The organism is Pseudoxanthomonas sp. JBR18 (assembly GCF_028198165.1).
In the GTDB taxonomy this organism is placed as follows: domain Bacteria; phylum Pseudomonadota; class Gammaproteobacteria; order Xanthomonadales; family Xanthomonadaceae; genus Pseudoxanthomonas_A.
This window is the reverse complement of the sequence record NZ_CP116339.1, coordinates 3,274,610-3,291,002: the sequence shown is the minus strand read 5'-3', so window position 1 is coordinate 3,291,002 and position 16,393 is coordinate 3,274,610. Positions and strand designations below refer to the sequence as shown.

Below are 16,393 nucleotides of genomic sequence, written 5' to 3'. Positions count from 1 at the left end.
GCCGGCGCGATCACAGCGTGCGCTGCACCTCGATCCGCTCGAAGCATTCGATCTGGTCGCCGGCCTTGACGTCGTTGTAGGCCTTCACGCCGATACCGCACTCGGTGCCGTTGCGCACTTCGTCCACGTTTTCCTTGAAGCGGCGCAGCGATTCCAGCTCGCCCTCGAAGATCACGGTGTTGTCGCGCAGCACGCGGATCGGCTTGGAGCGCTTGACCACGCCTTCGATGACCATGCAGCCGGCCACCGCGCCGAACTTGGAGCTACGGAAGACGTCGCGCACCTGGGCGATACCGATGATCTCCTCGCGAATCTCCACGCCCAGCAGGCCGGACGCCACCTGCTTCACCTGGTCGATCACGTCATAGATGATCGAGAAGTAGCGCATGTCCACGCCGTTGGATTCGACGATCCGCCGCGCCGAGGCATCGGCACGCACGTTGAAGCCGATCAGCGTGGCCTTGGACGCCAGGGCCGAGTTGGCGTCGGACTCGGTGATGCCACCCACGCCCGCGCTGATGATGTTGATGCGGATGTCCTCGTTGGACAGCGCCACCAGCGAATGCCGCAGCGCCTCCACCGAACCCTGCACATCGGCCTTGATGATCAGATTGAGGCTCAGCTGGCCCTCGCCCTTGCCCAGCTGGGCCATGATGTCTTCCATACGGCTGCCGGCCGAAGCCACCAGACGCGATTCGCGACGCTTGGCGTCACGCTGCTGGGCAACCTCCTTGGCCAGGCGCTCGTCGTCGACGACCACGAAGTCATCGCCCGCGTCCGGCACCCCGGACAGACCCAGGACCTGGACCGGAATCGACGGGCCGGCCGAGGCCGGCTGACCGCCGGTCTCGTCGAACAGCGCGCGCACGCGGCCGTACTGCACGCCACAGACCAGGTAGTCGCCCTTCTTCAACTCGCCCTGCTGGACCAGGACGGTGGCCACCGGGCCACGGCCCTTGTCCAGCGAGGATTCGATGACCGTGCCGCTGGCGCGGCCATCCGGCACCGCCTTCAGTTCCAGCACTTCGGCCTGCAGGTTGATGGCGTCCAGCAGGGTATCGATGCCCTGCCCGGTCTTGGCCGACAGCTCGACGAACTGCGTATCGCCACCGAACTCCTCGGCCACCACTTCCTGGGCCAGCAGTTCGTTCTTGACCCGCATCGGATCGGCGTCGGACTTGTCCATCTTGTTGACCGCCACGATCACCGGCACGCCAGCCGCACGGGCCTGCTGCACCGACTCGATGGTCTGCGGCATCACGCCATCGTCGGCGGCGACGACCAGCACGACGATATCGGTCAGCTTGGCGCCGCGGGCACGCATGGCGGTGAACGCCGCATGGCCCGGGGTGTCCAGGAAGCTGATGACGCCGTTGTCGGTTTCGACGTGGTAGGCGCCGATGTGCTGGGTGATGCCACCAGCCTCGCCCGTGGCGACCTTGGTGCGGCGGATGTAATCCAGCAGCGAGGTCTTGCCGTGGTCGACATGCCCCATGATGGTCACCACCGGCGGACGCGGGGTCTGGTCACCCTGCGCTTCCTCGACGTGGGCCAGCAGCGCGTCCTCGGCGTCCTCGCTCTCGGCGCGCACGACCTTGTGACCCAGTTCCTCGGTGATCAGCGCGGCGGTGTCGTGGTCGATGGTCTGGGTGATGGTGGCCATCACGCCCATCTTGAACAACGCCTTGACCACGTCACCGCCCTTGAGCGCCAGCTTCTGGGCCAGGTCGCCGACCGTGATCGCCTCGCCGATGGCGACTTCGCGCACCACCGGCGCGGTGGGACGCTCGAACTGATGGTTACCCGAGCCGCCACGGCTCTGCTCCATGTGGCGACGGGGCTTTGGCTTGCCACGGGCTGCGCCACGGCGCGCGCGGTCGGCGGCCGACAGGTGCAGCTGACCGGCGAACCGCTGGGTGCTGTCGTCGTCCTCGACCCCGGCGACCATGGCATGCGAGCCACGGGTCTTGTGCTTGGAAGCCGGGGTGGCGCGCTCGGGCTCCTTGCGCGGCGCCGGCGGCGCACTGCGCGGGGCGCTGGGCTTGGCCGGGGTCCGGGCCGGTGCGCCGGCCTCGACCGGCGCCTCGGCGGCGGCCGCCTCTTCGGCTGCCGCGCGCGCCTCGGCCTCGGCCTGCGCCTTGACGGCCTCTTCTTCCTTGCGCTTGCGCTCCTGTTCCTCGGCGCGCGCACGGTCCATTTCGGCCAGGCGCTGCTGCTCTTCCAGGTTGCGCTGGCGCGACTCTTCCAACTTGCGCAGGATCTCCGCGCGCTCGTCATCGCCACCCGCTGCGGCACCGGCACGCCGTGCCTCCTTGGCCTGTGCCTCGGTCGGCTTGACGTAGGTCCGCTTCTGACGCACTTCCACGGCCACGGTGGAGTTGCTGCGCCCGGACTTGACCGTCACTTCCTGCACCTTGCGACGTGCCAGGGTGATCTTCTTCGGTGCGCTGGTCTCTTCCTCGGCAAGGTCTCCCTTGCCGTGGGTCCGGCGCAGGAAGCCCAGGAGCTTCATCTTCTCGGTGCTGGAGACTTCCTGGTCGGGATCGTTGAACTTCATGCCGGCCTCGGCCAGCTGTTCGATCAGTTTTTCGACCGGCGTGTTGACCAGTGCGGCGAGCTTGCGGATGGTGGTTTGCTGCGACATTCGGATCCTATGATCTGGTTGGCGCCCCCTCGCCCAGAGCAAGGGAAACGCGGATTCTAAGCCCTGACGGGATCAGGGCGATGTTCATGGCTGGCTCATTCGCCACGCTCCAAACGGGCGATCTCCTCGGCGCGTGCGGCCAGGATCAGCGCGGCGGCGCGCGCCTCGTCCAGGCCCTCGATGCCGAATTCGACCACTTCGTCGGCGGCCAGGTCGGACAGGTCCTCGCTGGTACGCACGCCATGGGCCGCCAGGGCCTCGGCCGTTTCCTCGTCCATGCCCTCCAGGGCCAGCAGGTCTTCTGCCGGACCTTCACCCTCGGCGCCTTCCTCGGCGGCCAGGGCTTCGTTGAGCAGCGCGTCGCGGGCACGGGCGCGCAGTTCTTCGACGATGTCCTCGTCGAACCCTTCCACCGCCAGCAGTTCGCCGACCGGGACGTAGGCGATTTCCTCGACGGTATTGAAGCCCTCGGACACCAGGATGGCCGAGATCTCCTCGTCCACTTCCAGCTTGTCCATGAACAACTGGCGGGCGACGGCCTGCTCGGCCTCGGACTTGGCCGAAACCTGGTCCTGGGTCATCACGTTGAGCTGCCAGCCAGTCAGTCGGCTGGCCAGGCGCACGTTCTGGCCGCCCTTGCCGATCGCCTGGGCCAGGCGATCCTCGGCCACGGCCAGATCCATTGAGTGGCGATCCTCGTCGACGATGATCGACTGCACCTCGGCCGGCGCCATCGCGTTGATGACGAAGTTGGCGGGGTTGTCGTTCCACAACACGATGTCCACGCGCTCGCCGTTGAGCTCGTTGCTCACCGCCTGCACGCGCGAACCACGCATGCCGATGCACGCGCCGATCGGGTCGGTGCGGGTGTCGTGGGCCAGCACGGCGATCTTGGCGCGATCGCCCGGATCACGTGCGCAGGCCTTGATCTCCACCAGGCCCTGGCCCACTTCCGGCACTTCCAGCTTGAACAGCTCCATCATGAATTCCGGCGCGGCGCGGCTGATGAACAACTGCGGCCCGCGCGGTTCGGAGCGCACGTCGAACAGATAGCCGCGGACGCGGTCACCGGCGCGCAGCACGTCGCGCGGGATGCCCTTGTCCTTGGCGATGAAGGCCTCGGCGTTGCCGCCCAGGTCCACGTAGATGTTGCCGCGCTCGGCACGCTTGACGATGCCGGTAACCAGCTCGCCCACGCGGTCCTTCCACGCATCCACGACCTGGGCGCGCTCGGCCTCGCGCACGCGCTGGACGATGACCTGCTTGGCGGCCTGTGCGGCGATACGGCCGAAGTCGGGGTTCTCGATCTGCTCTTCGATGTAATCGCCCACGTCCACGCCGTCGGCCTCGTCGACCGCGTCCATCAGGCGGATCTGGCGATCCGGCGACTCCATGACCACATCGTCGGCCACCACTTCCCAGCGACGGAAGGTTTCGTAGGTGCCGTCCTTGTGGTCGATGGTCACGCGTGCCAGCACGTCCTGATCGGGGTAGCGCTTCTTGGCGGCCGAAGCCAGGGCGGCTTCGATGGCGTCGAAGATCACCTCGCGCGGGACGCCCTTTTCGTTGGCGACCGCGTCCACCACCAGCAACAATTCCTTACTCATCTTTCACTCCGCGCGCGACCCGCCAGGGGCCGTCGTTGGGTTGGGTTGATTTCAGTGCAGTTTCTTCTTCGGTGCGGCCGGGGCCTTCTTGCCGCCCTTGCCCGCGCCGAGGTTCTTCTTGGGTTGGGGTGCCATGCCCAGCGCGACCCAGTCCGGCACCAGCCGGGCCTTGTCGATATTGTCGCCTGCCACCGTGAGCTGCTGGTTGTCCACGGCCAGGGTGACCTGGTCCGCCTCGACGGACACGATGTGCCCCTGCAGCCGGCGCCGGCCTTCCTGTGGAAGCTTCAGCACCACCTTGGCCTGCTCGCCGATGAAACGCGCGAACTGGGCGGGCGTGAACAGCGGCCGGTCGACACCGGGAGACGAAACCTCCAGGGTGTAGTTGCCGCTGATCGGATCCTCGACATCGAGCTGGGCCGAGACCTCGCGGCTCACCGACTCGCAGTCGTCGACATTGACCACGCGCGTCTCGCGCTCGGCTTCGGCCACGTCGATGTACAGACGCAGCGTGGCATTGCCCGAAGCCGGCAGGTATTCCACGCCCAGCAACTCCAGGCCCAGGGCCTGGACGGTCGGCTGCAGCAGCTGCGCAATCTCGGTCGCCTTGTCAGTCACGTCGCGGAGGTCTCGTCCTGTGTTTTATCTTCGGAAACGGAAAAGGGCCCAGAGGGCCCTTGTCCGATGACGCTGGATGTAGAAGCGGGAAATACGCCTCTACGAGCCCAGGCTTCAGGCGGATGAGGTAACCCTCAAACACCCGGAAACTGGTGGCGAGAACAGACCATGGACGGCAATTGAACATCGCCGAGACCAGACCCAAACCGCCGTAAGCCGCAAATCTTAAGACGCAGAGGGCAAATTAGCAACCTGATGCCCGCCTTTCGGCGGTGGGACCGTGCTGACGACCCGATACCCTTGAGGCGCACGCCCTACCTGCACTCTGTCGCGTCCTGCCGCCTGCGGTGCCGTTCCGTGCCTGACCTTGCATTAAGCTAGATGAAAGCCAGCCTTGCCTGACCATGCCACTCGATACCAGTGCGTCCACGCCGGAAATCACGGCGCCCTCCATGCCCAGCTTCGCCGATCTGCGCTGTTGTGATGGATTGCACCTGCAATGGCATGAGGAGCCAGGGGTGGAACTTCACGGTCTGCTGGCGGGCAAGACCGGGCTGACCGTCCGTCGCGCCTGGCGCGCGCTGGCGCCGCACCTGGAAACCCCGGTGACCCTGACCCCGGATCAATGGCATGTGCTCTCGGCCTTGACCAACCCAGGGACGACGTTGGCGCTGCAGGAAGACGCGTTACAACACGCGCTGCAGGAGTTGCTGGCGCACGCTCTGGTGGTTCCCGCCCGCCCGAACATGCCGGCGCATCGCGGTCATCCTGCCGATCAGGAATGGTGGCCCCTGGCGGCGGTGATGCATCGTATGAGCCGCTGGCAAGGCGTGGACAGCACCCATGCCTCGGTGCGAGCGGAGGTGCTGGACATGGCCGCCATGACCGCGCGCCGCGGCCCGATGCCCACGGCGTCACCGGCCACCGACGCCACCCTGCACGCCCTGCCCCGGGTTCCGGCCGACGATTTCGACGCGCTGCTTGCCCGGCGGGTGACCTGTCGCAACTTCGATACGTCCAGGTCGCTTCCTTCGGAACTGCTTGCCCAGCTGCTGCAGCGGACTTTCGCCGCACAGGGCCAGGTCCGCATGCGCAACGGAGCCCTGCTCTTCAAACGCAATGCCCCCTCCGGCGGCGGACTGCATCCGATCGACGCCTACCTGCTGGTGCGCGACGTGGATGGCATCCGGCCGGGACTCTATCGCCATGCCCCCCTGGAACACGCGCTGCAACCATTGCCGGCGCCGCCGGAAGGACTGGAGGCTTTCGCGCGGCGCGCCGTGTCGCAACAACACTGGTTTGCCGAGGCGCATGTGCTGGTCATGCTGGTGGCGAATTTTCCCAGGACCTTCTGGAAGTATCGCCGCCACAACAAGGCATATCGGGTCGCGATCCTGGATGCTGGGCATCTGTCGCAACTGCTATACCTGGCCGCCACTCAGGCAGGACTGGGCGCATTCGTGACTGCCGCGATCAATGAAGTGGACATCGAGCAGGCCCTCGACCTGCAGCCGCTTGCCGACAGCCCTCTTGCGGTCTGCGGCTTTGGCTGGCGATCCGGACTGATGACCACGACGGAGTTCGACCCCGCCGGCGCCCTCTGGGAAGCACTGCCGGCACATGAGTGACCCAGGATCCAGACCGCTGAAACCTCGGCATACTGCCGTCCACAACCACCACACGGAGACCCAACCTTGAGCACCGAATCCCCTACCCTGACCAGCGAACAAGCCATTGCATTGCTGGACCTGCTCAGCGGCGACGACGGTTTCCGGACCCGTTTCGCTGCCGACCCGGCCGCGGCACTGGGCGAACTCGGCATCGACTGCGGGACGAAGCCACCGCCGTGCAGCTGCTGCGATGTCCTGGCATCCAAGAGCGAACTGGCCGAGGCGCGCGAGCAGCTGCTGCGCTACTTCGGCAGTCAGGTCCACATGCAGGGAACGCCGGTGTTCGAATCCGGCAAGGTCCAGGCCGCCCTCGCCCAACACTGATCCAGGCCTAGCGCGGCACAGCCTCTCCACGCATGGCCATGACATCGGCCACGTTGAGAGGCTGCAGCGAAAATGCTCCGGCGACCTCGGCATACGCCAACGGGAGTTCCGAGGCGACCTGTTGCTCCACGGCCAATGCGTCCTGGTCGTGCCCGGCCGCCAGATGGGCCGCATGCAGGACAACGCCGGCCTGCAGCAGGTTCGGGCGACCCCGCCACTGCTCCAGCAGCGCGATGGCCTGGTCGGGGCGTCGCTCGATCACCAGTTGCTGGGCCTTGACCAGGTTGACCAAGGCCAGGACCGTGGCGTTCCTGGAGCCTGACGCCAGCCCGACCACCTGATCCAACAAGGCTTGGTCGGCGTGCTGCGGATGAAAGCGCTGCAGCAGGTAGTAGGTCGCCAGCAGCAGGTAGGCATTGTCCTCCCGGTCGCCCGCCAATCCGTCGGTCACCGCGTGACGGGCCTGGCCCAGGTACTTCAACAGATCCGCCGCATTGCTTTGGTCGCCGCTCGACGCACGGACGGAAAGTTGCATGAAGCGATAGAGCCGCGGCATGAAACTCTCTGGATCCTCCTGCGCATACGCGGCCAGTTGCGTCTCGATGATCTGCTCCGCACACGCAGCGCAGCCCCGCTGTACCTCCAGATCGATCATGGTCACCGACTCCGAACTGGTCATGCTACGTCCGGCGATCGCTGCATGGAGCTTCTGCAAGGCAGCCTGGGTCCGCCCGCGCGCGGCATCGACCAACGCTTCCTGGCTGCCCGTACCGTTGCCCCGGATCTGATCGGACTGCTGGAAGGACTGCCGCGCAGCATCCAGCTTGCCCAACGCCAATTGCGCGCGCCCCAGATACGAGAGGATGTCGCCACGCTCAGGGCCGTGCTTGCTCAGGACGGAGGTCACCGTCTCCTCGACCTCGCCATAACCGGCCTGCGAGAGCGTCAGCCACACGTACTGGCCGAACGCTTCTTCGTCATCCGGGAACAGATGCGCCAACACCCGCAGGCGTTCGGTCGCCGTATACGAATCTCCGTCCAGACGACTTTTCCAGGCCTGGACATACAGGCGCTCGCGCTCGGGAAGATGCCCGATCAAGCGCAGGGCGGCGTCCAACGCCTCCTGGGCATGGGGGGTATCGACCTGGATCTCATAGCAAAAGGCCATGCCGACATAAGCCAGAGCGAACCGGGAGTCGAGCTCAATGGCCTGTTGATAGTAGGCCTGCGCCGGTCCGCACTGGCGCGAGGCGCGTGCCTTCTGTCCCAGGGCATAGGCCTTGAGCGCCAGCAAGCTGGACGTCGTCACCGTGGGCAGTGGCGCCGAATCCTTCTGGATCGACTCCAATTGCTCACCTAGGTCGTCACGCAGGCTGGCCACGACCGCATCGACCGTCTGCAGCACCGAACCAAGTCCCGCGCCCTCCTTGGACACCGTGAGCATGGTCTCGCCAGATGCCGGATCAACCACATCCACCGTGACCAGGATCCGATTGCCGACCTCGGACACACTCGGCGCCAGGACTGCCTGCGCCCCCTGGCGCACCGCGATCTCGCCGGCGAGCTTGCGATCGATCGGGCGATCCGGGTCCAAGCGCATCCGCTGGACGATCTCGCGGATCGTGAGCGGCGAGACGACATTGAGGTAGCGGGACTGCTGAAGCCCGATCAGGAACGCCTGCTCGAGCGAGTCATCCAGCAGCGCGTCGCCGGTCTGATTCTGCAGCTGCGCCACCACCACCCAATCGCGCTCTGCAAAATCAAGCGCCGGACGCGTCGCCAGCCGCACCCCGAGCGCGATGAGGAGCAGCAGAGCCCCTCCCGCGATCAGCCCGATCGGCCTGCGCCAGAGCGGCTGCGCGCGCCTGGCCTTGGCCGACCCGGCCGGGCTGCGCGACGGCATCAGCGCAGGCTCGCCCACTTCGAACACTTCCTGCGCCTCGGGCACGCCCTTGAAGTGCCATCGCCCGTGGGACTTCCATCGCAGCTCCTTCCCCAGCTCGCGCACGCCGCGCCGGGTGAGCGACTCGGCCACGGCGGACATCAGGATCTGGCCAGGACGCGCCAGCGCCATCAGGCGTGCAGCGACGGGCTTGGCCAGCCCCTCCACTTCCACGGGTTTGGCACCGGCACTGATCGCGTCGGGGTCGTTTTGCCAGGTCAGGACCTCGCCAACATGCAGACCCGCCCTCGCCTTCAGATCAAGCCCACGCGCCTGGGCCAACTCGTGCAGACCTCGCGTGAAGTCCAGGATGAACCCCAGCCCGTCGACAGGGCGCTCAAACAGCAGCAATAAGCCATCGGAGCGATCGATCAGCTGTCCGCGCCAACGCCTCTGCAACCCGAGGACCAGACGATCATGCTCGCGCAGCACCTCTGCGGCGGCGGCATCGCCAAGTCGTTCGACCAGGGCGGTGTAGCCGCATAGATCGGTGAGCACCAGCGCTCGGACCTGCGGCGCCTGGAGTTGCTGCGGATCGACACCACTCATGCAGAGGCCGAAAGCCGATCCTCAGATTGGAGCGAACGGAAGCGGATCAGCACCATGCACACGATCGCCCCCCAGACGCTTGGCTTCATAAAGCGCATCGTCGGCGCGCGCGTACCAGTCATTCCAACCGCCCTGCGCATCGATCAGGCTCATGCCGATGCTGACCGGACAAATGTGCGGTGGCACTTGACCGGCCTGGTTCATTCCGCTGCGCACCTGTGCCAGAAGATCCTCCGCGAAACGACTCACCTCGGCGGCATGATCCGCACTGACCAACACACAGAATTCGTCGCCACCAAGCCTGCAGGCGAAGTCACCGGGCCGCATCCGCGCACGCAGCGCATGCGCCACGTTCTGCAGCACGCGATCGCCCACCACGTGCCCATACTGGTCGTTGACACGTTTGAATCGGTCGCAGTCGATCAGCAACAGCCCCAGCGCGGGCAGTTCTCCCTTGAGACGAGACGTCTGCAGGTAGGACGCGAGCGCGCGACGGTTGTAGAGACCGGTCAGCTCATCGGTGCCGGCCAGCACTTCGGACTGATTGAGCTGGCGCGAAGTGGCGTCCAGGCTCTCCAGCGCCGCCTCCAGTTCATGATTGCGACGGCGCAATTGATGGATCAGCGACTGTTCGCTGTGGACAACCCGTACGATCGCAGCGCGCAGGAAATGCGCGGTCAGTGCCGGATCATGCGCAACCAGACGCTCGAAGTCGTGGTGATCCAGCTCGAGTAGCCGGCACGCGCTGGCGGCGCTGGCATCGGCGCTGCGCGCATGCCCTCCGATCAGCAATCCGAGTTCCCCGAAGAAGCCGCCCGCGCCGATCCGCTTGACGATCAGGTCGCGGCCGAAGTCCAGATCGACCCCACCCTCCAGGCAGACGTACATCTGCGTCCCGACCTGGCCACGCTCGAAGATCCGCTCGCCTGCCATGAACGACCGCTCGCGGCCAAAACGGGAGAACAGGGCCAGTTCATCGGCCGACAGCACTTCGTGCGCCGCCCGCCGGGAAACGCCAACGGCCACGTCGCTTGATTCCGGCGTCTTGAGATCGCAGGCCATACCCAAATCCAAACGACTGGCGAACCACCAGTGACCTTCACAGCATAGCAACATCCGGACGCAGCCTCGAAGACACGAGGTGACCCGCTGCAAGAATGCGCACCCCGATCCGGCATCACTCCCCTCGAGCAAGGTACCCGGTTCCTCGGCGCCCGTGAAGGCCCTGATGTCGCGGGCAAGACCGGGCCATTAGCGCGCGCGGGCGTCTCCTATCGAGCTGCTGCCCTGATCGAGCCACGCCCCGTGAGCGGGTTGCTAGCGCAAGGCGAGCGCCGACTTCACGCCGGAGGGTGAGCGACCCTACCGCCGGTGGCGGCTCCCGCCCCGCCGGCCGCGACGCGGCGTCCCGACCGGGGGGGCGGCTCTGGCCAAACCTTTCCCTTTGCCGGACGCGAACGTGATGATGCGATGCGCTTGCTCAAGGCCATGATGACGGCCATCGCACACGGACCAGGGCGATCTGGGCCGCTCGCCGCCAGCCAACACACCGCGAAGGAGGATGCCGAATCCTCTCTGGTCCGACGTCAGTGAGATACGCCTCGAAGCAGGCGTTGGACAAAAACCAAGCACTACCTCAAAACGAAAACGGCGACCTCGTTACCGAGATCGCCGCATCGTATTCAACAGTCGCTCTGGAGCAGATAAAGCGACTTCTTTCTTGGTAGCGGGGGCAGGATTTGAACCTGCGACCTTCGGGTTATGAGCCCGACGAGCTGCCAGACTGCTCCACCCCGCAGCAGAAGCGGAATTATGAAGGTATTGAGGATTTTTTGCAACCCTTAGAACCTTCCGTTACATCATATGCCGAACGCGGTCTTGCACCACGTCATGACTGGGTTCCAAGCCAGTCCAAGGGCCAGAAGACCCAGGGCATTGATGCCAAAAACAACGGGGACTAGTGTACCTGAACGCGCATCCGGAAGGGAACCCACCGGCTCGTCAAAGAACATCACTTTCATCACGCGCAGGTAGTAGAAGGCGCCGATCACCGCACAGATCACGCCCAGCAGGGCCAGCCACATCAGATCACCGTGCAAGGCGGCGCGCAGCACCACCAGCTTGGCCCAGAAACCCAGGAACGGCGGAACGCCTGCCAGCGAAGCCATGACACACAGCACCATCCAGGCCATCCATGGGCTACGCGCGCTGAGACCCTTGAAGTCATCGATGGTGTCGGCTTCGAAACCCTTGCGCGAAAGCACCAGGATGCCGCCGAAGGACGCTGCGGACATCAGCGCATAGGCGATGCCGTAGAACAGTGCCGCCGAATACCCCTCAGGACCGCCACCGGCCAGGCCCAGCAGCAAAAAGCCCACATGCGAGACGGTCGAATACGCCAGCATGCGCTTGAGATTGGTCTGGGCGATGGCCACCACGTTGCCAATGATCAGCGACAGTGCCGCGAGCGCGGCCAGCAGCAGGTGCCACTGCTCGGCGGTCGGCCCGACGCCCTGCTCGAGCACGCGATAGGCCATGGCGAAGGCCGCCAGCTTGGGGCCAGTGCTGATGAACAGCGTGATCGGCGTCGGCGCACCCTGATAGACGTCCGGCAGCCACATGTGGAACGGCGCCGCGCCCAGCTTGAAGGCGATGCCGCACACCATGAAGACCACGCCGGTCAGCAGCATCGGCCGATCGGTGATGCCCGCGATGCCGGCGCTGATCTGGGACAGCTCCAGCGAGCCGGTCGCGCCGTAGACCAGCGACATGCCGTACAGCAGCAGGCCCGAGGCGATGGACCCCAGGACGATGTACTTCATCGCCGCCTCGGTCGACAGGCCGTTGTCGCGGTTCATGCCCACCATGGCATAGGAACACAGCGACAGCAGCTCCAGACCGAGATACACCATCACCAGGCTGCCGGCCGAGGTCAGCATCATCATGCCGGCGGTGGCGAACAGCACCAGAACCGGGAACTCGCCCGGATAAAGGTCACGTTCGCGCAAATAGGGCCAGCCGTAGATCAACGACAGCCCGCTGACCAGGACAATCGTGGCCTTGACCACGTCGGCCATGGCGTCATGCACGAACATGCCGTTGAAGACCGTCACCGCCTGGGTGCCCTCGCCCACGTGCGCGAACAGCAGCACGAAGGCAATGGCCAGCACGAGCAGGGTCAGGCCATGGGTGATCACGCGACGCCGCGCATCCAGAAAGACATCCAGGATGAGCAGCACGAACGCGCCGGCGATGACGACCAGCTCGGGAATGATCGACAGCAGGTCGGTGGCGGGGGCGGAGGGAAGCATCGGGGCGGCCATGACGTAATTCCTTACAGCTTGCTGGTGGCGAGCTGCATCGCCAGATTCGCGATCGACGGTTCAAGCAGGTCGGTGAGCGGCTTGGGATACACGCCGATCGCCAGGGTGCCCGCGGCGAACACGCCCAGCACCAGGGCTTCGCGCCAGTTGATGTCCTTCAATTCGGCGACGTGGCTGTTGGCCACCTCGCCGTAGAGCACGCGCTTGACCAGCCACAGCGTGTAGGCGGCGCCGATGATCAGGGTCAGGGCGGCCACGAAGGCAATGTAGGGGTGCTTCTGGAAGCTGGCCAGGATGACCATGAACTCACCGACGAAGCCGCTGGTCCCCGGCAGGCCCGAGTTGGCCATACCGAAGAACACGAAGAACACGGCGAACCAGGGCATCACGTTCGCCACGCCGCCGTAGTCCTTGATCATGCGTGTGTGCATTCGGTCGTAGACCACGCCTACGCACGAGAACATCGCGCCGGAGACGAAGCCGTGCGAGATCATCTGCACCATGGCGCCCTGAAGGCCCAGGCGCGCGGCGTCGACGTTGTCGTAGTCGCGCAACAGGCCGGCGGCAATGAACGTACCCAGGGTCACGAAGCCCATGTGCGAAACGGACGAATACGCGATGAGCTTCTTCATGTCCTCCTGTACCAGCGCGACCAGGCCCACGTACACCACGCCGATCAACGAGAGCACGATGACCAGCTGGCCCCACTCGTGCGCGGCATCAGGCGTGATCGGCAACGAGAAGCGCAGGAAACCGTAGCCACCGATCTTCAGCATGATGGCCGCCAGGATCACCGAACCGGCGGTGGGCGCCTCCACGTGCGCATCGGGCAGCCAGGTGTGGACCGGGAACATCGGCACCTTGACCGCGAAGGCGATCAGGAAGGCGAAGAACAGCCAGGTCTGTTCCTTGGCGGTCAGCGGCAGGATGTACAGGTCGGCGAACTGAAAGCTCGCATGGCCCAGCTGCGCCCCCTTGAGGTACAGGTAGATCAGCCCGACCAGCATCAGCACCGAGCCGAGGAAGGTGTATAGGAAGAACTTGACCGAGGCGTAGATGCGGCGCGGACCGCCCCAGACACCGATGATCAGGAACATCGGGATCAGCATCGCCTCGAAGAACACGTAGAACAGCATCGCATCGGTGGCGCAGAACACGCCGACCATCATGCCTTCGAGCATCAGGAACGCCGCGACGTACTGGTTGACGCGCTTGTCCACCGAGGTCCACGCGCCGATCAGGGCCAGCACGGTGGTGAGCGTGGTCAGCACGATCAGCGCCACCGAGATGCCGTCGGCCCCCAGCGCATACCAGATGTCGAACGCAGGCACCCAGGCGTGCTTCTCGACGAACTGCATGTCGCCATTGCCCCACTGGAAATGCACCAGCAGCGGCAGGCTCACCAGGAACGTCAGCAAGGCCACACCTAAGGCCAGCCAGCGGGCCGCTCGCGCACGCCCGCCCCCCATCAGCAGGGCCAGGGCGCCACCGAGAATCGGCAGCCAGATCAGAATGCTCAGCAGGTTCGACACGTGTTCGTATCCGTACAGATCAGCGCCAGTACGTCATGACTGCGGCCAGCAGTGCGATCAGGCCGAGAATCATGGCGAAGGCGTAGTGGTAGAGGAAACCGGATTGGGTGCGGCGCAGCAGCTGCGAGGCCAGATCGACCACGCGGGCGCTGCCGTTGACGAAGACACCATCGATGATGCGGGTATCGATCCAGCGCGAAATCTTGCCCAGCTCCAGGCCGCCCCCGGCGAAGCCGTCGATCCAGAGGATGTCGAAGCCGAACTTGGCCTCCAGGATGCGGACCAGTACCGACAGGCGGGCACGCAACTTGGCTGGCCACTCGGGCGAAAGCACCAGGTAAAGCACCGCGGCGAGGATGAAACCGGCCAGCGTCAACCAGAACGGCGCGCCGGTCAGGCCATGCAGGGCGAACGACCACGGGCTGTGGAACTCTTCGGCCAAGGCCCCCACCGTATCGCGTGCGGAGTCGTGGAAGTCGATGATGCCGGTGAAGAAACCGACCGCCTGGCCCGGCACGCTCGCCTCGGCATGATGGCCGGCCCAATCGGTGCCGAACAGCATCGGACCGATGGTGAAGAAGCCGATCAGCACCGACGGGATCGCCAGCAGGATGAGCGGCACAGTCACCACCCAGGGTGATTCGTGTGGCTCATGCGCGCCGTGATGTCCGTGCCCATGATCGTCGTCATGACCGTGGGCATCGTGCCCGTCGCCATGGACCTGCGCCTCGGCGTCGGTGTGGGCTGCGGCACCGTGCTGCTCGCCGTGGGCATGGGCGTCGCGGAAGCGTTCGGCGCCATGAAAGGTCAGGAACAGCAGGCGGAAGCTGTAGAAACTGGTGATGATGACGCCGCCAAGCACCGCCCAGTAGCCATAGGTGGCGATCCAGTTGTTCGCCTCGTGCGCATGGTGGGCGGCGGCCTCGATGATGGTGTCCTTGGAATAGAAGCCGCTGAAGAACGGCGTGCCGACCAGGGCCAGGGTGCCGATGATCATCGTCACGTAGGTGATCGGCATGTACTTGCGCAGGCCGCCCATCTTGCGCATGTCCTGCTCGTGGTGCATGCCGATGATGACCGAGCCGGCGCCCAGGAACAGCAGCGCCTTGAAGAACGCGTGCGTCATCAGGTGGAACACGCCCGCGCTATAGGCCGACACACCCAGCGCAACGGTCATGTAACCCAACTGGGACAGCGTGGAGTACGCCACCACGCGCTTGATGTCGTTCTGGATGACACCGATCAGGCCGGTGAAGAACGCCGTGGTGGCACCGATGAACAGCACGAAGTTCAGCGCCGTCTGCGACAGCTCGAACAGCGGTGACATGCGCGCGACCATGAAGATGCCGGCGGTCACCATCGTCGCGGCGTGGATCAGGGCCGAAATCGGGGTCGGGCCTTCCATCGAGTCGGGCAGCCACACGTGCAGCGGCACCTGGGCCGACTTGCCCATCGCACCGATGAACAGACAGATGCAGATGACCGTCGCGACCTGCCAGGGATGGCCGTCGATCAGGGTCAGCGACATGTTCTTGAGCATCGGCGCGCTGGCGAACACCTCGCTGTAATCCAGTGTGCGGAACCACAGCAGGATGGCGGCGATGCCCAGCAGGAAACCGAAATCGCCCACGCGGTTGACCAGGAACGCCTTCATGTTGGCGAACACGGCCGTCGGGCGCTTGAACCAGAAACCGATCAGCAGATAGGACACCAGGCCGACCGCCTCCCAGCCGAAGAACAGCTGCAGGAAGTTGTTGCTCATCACGAGCATCAACATCGAGAAGGTGAACAGCGAGATATAGCTGAAGAAGCGCTGATAGCCCGGGTCATCGGCCATGTAACCGATGGTGTAGATGTGCACCAGCAGCGACACGAAGGTCACCACGACCATCATCATCGCGGTCAGGCGATCGACCATGAAGCCGACGTGCCCCTGGAAATTGCCGATGTCGAAGAAGGTGTAGAGGTTCTGGTTGAACGGCGCCGCACCCTGCCAGGCCAACTGGTAGAGCACCCAGCAAGACAACGCGCAGCTGACCGCCACACCCAGGATGGTGACCGTGTGCGCACCGGCGCGCCCGACCTGACGCCCGAACAGGCCGGCGATGATGCTGCCCAGCAGCGGCGCGAGCACCACGGCCACCAGCATGGACTTGGAGAGGAGGAGTTCGCCCATCATCAGTA

At 65.2% G+C, this 16,393-nt stretch carries 9 protein-coding genes, 1 tRNA gene and 1 pseudogene; 2 read left to right on the top strand and 9 right to left on the bottom strand.

The features are described from left to right. Positions 1 to 10: 10 nt before the first annotated feature. The 3 genes and pseudogenes from infB to rimP all read right to left on the bottom strand — a co-directional run. Entirely contained in the window at positions 11 to 2,644 is a 2,634-nt protein-coding gene (infB, locus tag PJ250_RS14825; protein WP_271645337.1) for a translation initiation factor IF-2, read from the bottom strand. A gap of 95 nt (positions 2,645 to 2,739) precedes the next feature. Then, positions 2,740 to 4,251, bottom strand: coding sequence for a transcription termination factor NusA (nusA, locus tag PJ250_RS14820; protein ID WP_271645336.1), 1,512 nt, complete (start codon positions 4,249 to 4,251; stop codon positions 2,740 to 2,742). Positions 4,252 to 4,374: 123 nt separating this feature from the next. Then, positions 4,375 to 4,869 (bottom strand): annotated as a pseudogene (rimP, locus tag PJ250_RS14815) (ribosome maturation factor RimP); the annotation flags it as partial. Between the two features lie 452 nt (positions 4,870 to 5,321). Here rimP and PJ250_RS14810 point away from each other — a divergent pair. Together PJ250_RS14810 and PJ250_RS14805 are read left to right on the top strand one after the other, a co-directional pair. Then, positions 5,322 to 6,497 (top strand): putative peptide maturation dehydrogenase, encoded by a 1,176-nt coding sequence (locus PJ250_RS14810; protein ID WP_271645334.1) that lies wholly within the window; start codon positions 5,322 to 5,324, stop codon positions 6,495 to 6,497. A 66-nt stretch (positions 6,498 to 6,563) separates the two neighbouring features. After that, positions 6,564 to 6,863, top strand: a complete 300-nt coding sequence (locus tag PJ250_RS14805; RefSeq protein WP_271645333.1) for an NHLP-related RiPP peptide — start codon at positions 6,564 to 6,566, stop codon at positions 6,861 to 6,863. 7 nt (positions 6,864 to 6,870) lie between these two features. Here PJ250_RS14805 and PJ250_RS14800 read toward each other — a convergent pair whose 3' ends face one another. From PJ250_RS14800 to nuoL, 6 genes are all read right to left on the bottom strand, one after another. Further along, positions 6,871 to 9,354 (bottom strand): putative peptide modification system cyclase, encoded by a 2,484-nt coding sequence (locus PJ250_RS14800; RefSeq protein ID WP_271645332.1) that lies wholly within the window; start codon positions 9,352 to 9,354, stop codon positions 6,871 to 6,873. A 21-nt stretch (positions 9,355 to 9,375) separates the two neighbouring features. Next, a complete protein-coding gene (locus PJ250_RS14795) occupies positions 9,376 to 10,416 on the bottom strand; it encodes a GGDEF domain-containing protein (protein ID WP_271645331.1) in 1,041 nt (346 codons plus the stop codon). A gap of 659 nt (positions 10,417 to 11,075) precedes the next feature. Beyond that, positions 11,076 to 11,152 (bottom strand) — tRNA-Met (locus PJ250_RS14790). Between the two features lie 61 nt (positions 11,153 to 11,213). Next, positions 11,214 to 12,677 carry an NADH-quinone oxidoreductase subunit NuoN gene (gene nuoN, locus PJ250_RS14785; RefSeq protein ID WP_271645330.1) on the bottom strand — a complete coding sequence of 488 codons (1,464 nt, stop codon included), beginning with the start codon at positions 12,675 to 12,677 and terminating at the stop codon, positions 11,214 to 11,216. Positions 12,678 to 12,688: 11 nt separating this feature from the next. Further along, entirely contained in the window at positions 12,689 to 14,209 is a 1,521-nt protein-coding gene (locus PJ250_RS14780) for an NADH-quinone oxidoreductase subunit M (protein WP_271645329.1), read from the bottom strand. Positions 14,210 to 14,228: 19 nt separating this feature from the next. Further along, complete coding sequence (gene nuoL, locus PJ250_RS14775; RefSeq protein WP_271645328.1) at positions 14,229 to 16,388, bottom strand: NADH-quinone oxidoreductase subunit L; 2,160 nt, start codon at positions 16,386 to 16,388, stop codon at positions 14,229 to 14,231. Positions 16,389 to 16,393 lie beyond the last annotated feature (5 nt).

Coding starts and splice junctions, on each gene's coding strand:
- infB (WP_271645337.1), bottom strand. CDS start 2,644: ATGTCGCAGCAAACCACCATCCGCAAGCTCGCCGCACTGGTCAACACG.
- nusA (WP_271645336.1), bottom strand. CDS start 4,251: ATGAGTAAGGAATTGTTGCTGGTGGTGGACGCGGTCGCCAACGAAAAG.
- PJ250_RS14810 (WP_271645334.1), top strand. CDS start 5,322: ATGCCCAGCTTCGCCGATCTGCGCTGTTGTGATGGATTGCACCTGCAA.
- PJ250_RS14800 (WP_271645332.1), bottom strand. CDS start 9,354: ATGAGTGGTGTCGATCCGCAGCAACTCCAGGCGCCGCAGGTCCGAGCG.
- PJ250_RS14795 (WP_271645331.1), bottom strand. CDS start 10,416: ATGGCCTGCGATCTCAAGACGCCGGAATCAAGCGACGTGGCCGTTGGC.
- nuoN (WP_271645330.1), bottom strand. CDS start 12,677: ATGGCCGCCCCGATGCTTCCCTCCGCCCCCGCCACCGACCTGCTGTCG.
- nuoL (WP_271645328.1), bottom strand. CDS start 16,388: ATGATGGGCGAACTCCTCCTCTCCAAGTCCATGCTGGTGGCCGTGGTG.